The 2,049-nt window shown below is 63.9% G+C and carries 3 protein-coding genes and 1 pseudogene; 3 read left to right on the top strand and 1 reads right to left on the bottom strand.

Features of this window, described 5'->3' with window-relative positions:
• Together CCO02nite_RS15920 and CCO02nite_RS15530 are read left to right on the top strand one after the other, a co-directional pair.
• Positions 1–315: hypothetical protein (locus tag CCO02nite_RS15920; protein WP_222593226.1), on the top strand; the 315-nt coding region annotated here is incomplete at its 5' end.
• Positions 315–866, top strand: a complete 552-nt coding sequence (locus CCO02nite_RS15530) for a hypothetical protein (protein ID WP_146844084.1) — start codon at positions 315–317, stop codon at positions 864–866. The genes CCO02nite_RS15920 and CCO02nite_RS15530, both read left to right, overlap by 1 nt.
• 101 nt (positions 867–967) lie before the next feature.
• Here CCO02nite_RS15530 and CCO02nite_RS16185 read toward each other — a convergent pair.
• Positions 968–1,135 (bottom strand): annotated as a pseudogene (locus tag CCO02nite_RS16185) (IS1634 family transposase); the annotation flags it as partial.
• A gap of 512 nt (positions 1,136–1,647) precedes the next feature.
• Here CCO02nite_RS16185 and CCO02nite_RS15520 point away from each other — a divergent pair.
• On the top strand, positions 1,648–1,878 hold the full coding sequence (locus CCO02nite_RS15520) for a hypothetical protein (RefSeq protein WP_146844082.1): 231 nt from the start codon (positions 1,648–1,650) through the stop codon (positions 1,876–1,878).
• Positions 1,879–2,049 lie beyond the last annotated feature (171 nt).

The raw sequence follows: 2,049 nt of genomic DNA, 5'->3' as shown, positions 1-2,049 counted from the left end.
GCGACCGCCACAAGCGCCGTAACTCGGACGAACAAGATCTACTCGTCGAGGGTGTTGAATAGGGCGGCCGAGGAGTCCGGTCCATACCACAACTTCCCAGGCTCGTTCGATGACGTGGTCTTCTCTAGGGGCACCCGCACAGTGAATCCGAACTACTTCGCCAAGTCGAAGCTCAACCTCGGAAATGATTCGATCCAGTACACGCTCCGTGGCGGGATCAATGGGCGCAGTGGAGTGTTCGAAATCTTCACGCGGCCATCAGTCAGCGGGCGAACCGAGTTGGTCATGCACCGCTTCTTCCGTCCGGACTTCTGATGATTGCGCGCGATGACTTCCGGTCTGAGTTCGATGTGGCGCTCGTGGACCGTTCAGGCGGGGCAGCCGATCACTCGTTCGCCGCGCCCGGTGCGGGAGCCCGCGCGGTCGAGCTCGCTGTCGAGCCTTGGAGCGGTCCGACGTGGACGGCGGTCTTCGCGGCACCGGAGCCGGGTGTTCGCGCGTTGACTGCCCTTCTCGGCACGCCGAGCCCGACGGGTTTGTGCGTCGTTGAGCGAGGCACGGCCTTCGTCGGCGATGTGCTGGAACCGGCTGGGTTCAGCGTGATCGAGACGCGGGGGCCTGTCGTCGGCGCTGAGCAACTCCCGGCAGACGAGGTCCTGCTTCTGCTCACGCCTTGGTCGATCACGGCTGTTGATCAGTCCGGGCGACGCTGGACGTCGGAACGCATTGCGACTGACGGGCTGCGCATCGACGAGGCAGGCGATGGATGGCTCAGGGGCGTGGCCGACCCAGATGGCGACGAGCCGCGGGACTTCGCGCTGCACCTCGCCACCGGTGAGGTCGTCGGTGGCACTCGGATCGCTTGACCGCCAGCGGCGAACAGTCACCGTGCTCTCCGGTTTGAAGATAGATGGCCTGTGCCCCGATGAGTAACAACGCGTGCAGGTGCGACCCGACTTGGCTCAAGTTAGTGTCCAGCGGCTCTGGTCTTGATGGCCTCCAGGGCGGTGGTGAGGTCGTCGGGTAGGAGGTCGGCGGCTGTGATGGTGTGCTGGCCGACGCGGATGTCGATGGTGCGGTAGCGGCGGGTGGTCTTGACGAACTTGCGCAGGGACCAGCCGGTGGTCTCCTCGATCCAGCGGCCGAGCACCTGCCCCGCATCGGCAACCCCAACACCGACTCCATCTACAACAGCTCCTACACCAGCGGCGAGGTCACCGCCTACGTCGCCTTGACCGTCGCCTGCAGCGCCGGCAGCGGCGCCGCAGCCGCCGAACAAGCCGGCGCCCGCACCGCTACCCTGGCAGACGACGCGGTAGGGGCCGCCACAAGCGGTGCAGACGACGTTGGTCAGTTGGTATATCGGATCCACGGTGGGGAGGCACGACAATGGGGTCACTCATGGACGACGGAAAATCCACTGAACATGCCAAACCCGAGATCGCGTCTTGGCCTTCCGAAGCTTAACTCGGGCGAGTACGTCACCTGCGCAAGGGTGTGCGACGCGCGAGGCGTCGTGAAGCGGGACGCACTTCCGCTCGACGGAAACCCAGGTGGCGGGCCTGAATGGCTGTTCCCGAATCCTTCGCTGCAACTTCGTGAGTTGTGGACCATTCGCATGGAACCGCCCCTATGACTGGGAGTGAGATGAAGCCGTTCGCTCGCGACGACGTCAAGGCTGTCTTGGCCCGGTTCGGGATCGACTCGGCGTTCCGAGTGCCCGACGTTGATCCTTCCGAGGAGATAATCGTGTTGAGGGCCGCCGACTTCGAGGTGATTGACCCCGACAAAGTCGCTCTCGCCATCATGACCGTGTTGCCTAACGTGAAGGTATGGGTGATCCAGGAGCACGTCGCGTGGCAGGTTGAGGAGCTGTGAGTGAAATGAGGCGATACTAGGCTCTTCGCCAGGGAACCGATGGGGCAGATTCTCGTCGAAGTTCGCTCTTTGTTGAGTGTCGACCGCACGCCAGACGAGCGCGCTCCGCGGCACTTCGCGGTTCGTGGTGAGGACGGCCTGTGAGGTGGTGTTCCCGCGGAAGCACACGCG

Source organism: Cellulomonas composti (assembly GCF_007990245.1).
Classification (GTDB): Bacteria; Actinomycetota; Actinomycetes; order Actinomycetales; family Cellulomonadaceae; genus Cellulomonas; species Cellulomonas composti.
Note: the sequence above shows the minus strand (reverse complement) of the source record. Positions and strands in the feature narration are given on the sequence as shown.

What these genes read in the sequence shown, in the direction of transcription:
- CCO02nite_RS15530 (WP_146844084.1), top strand. Translation starts at nt 315, where the DNA reads ATGATTGCGCGCGATGACTTCCGGTCTGAGTTCGATGTGGCGCTCGTG.
- CCO02nite_RS15520 (WP_146844082.1), top strand. Translation starts at nt 1,648, where the DNA reads ATGAAGCCGTTCGCTCGCGACGACGTCAAGGCTGTCTTGGCCCGGTTC.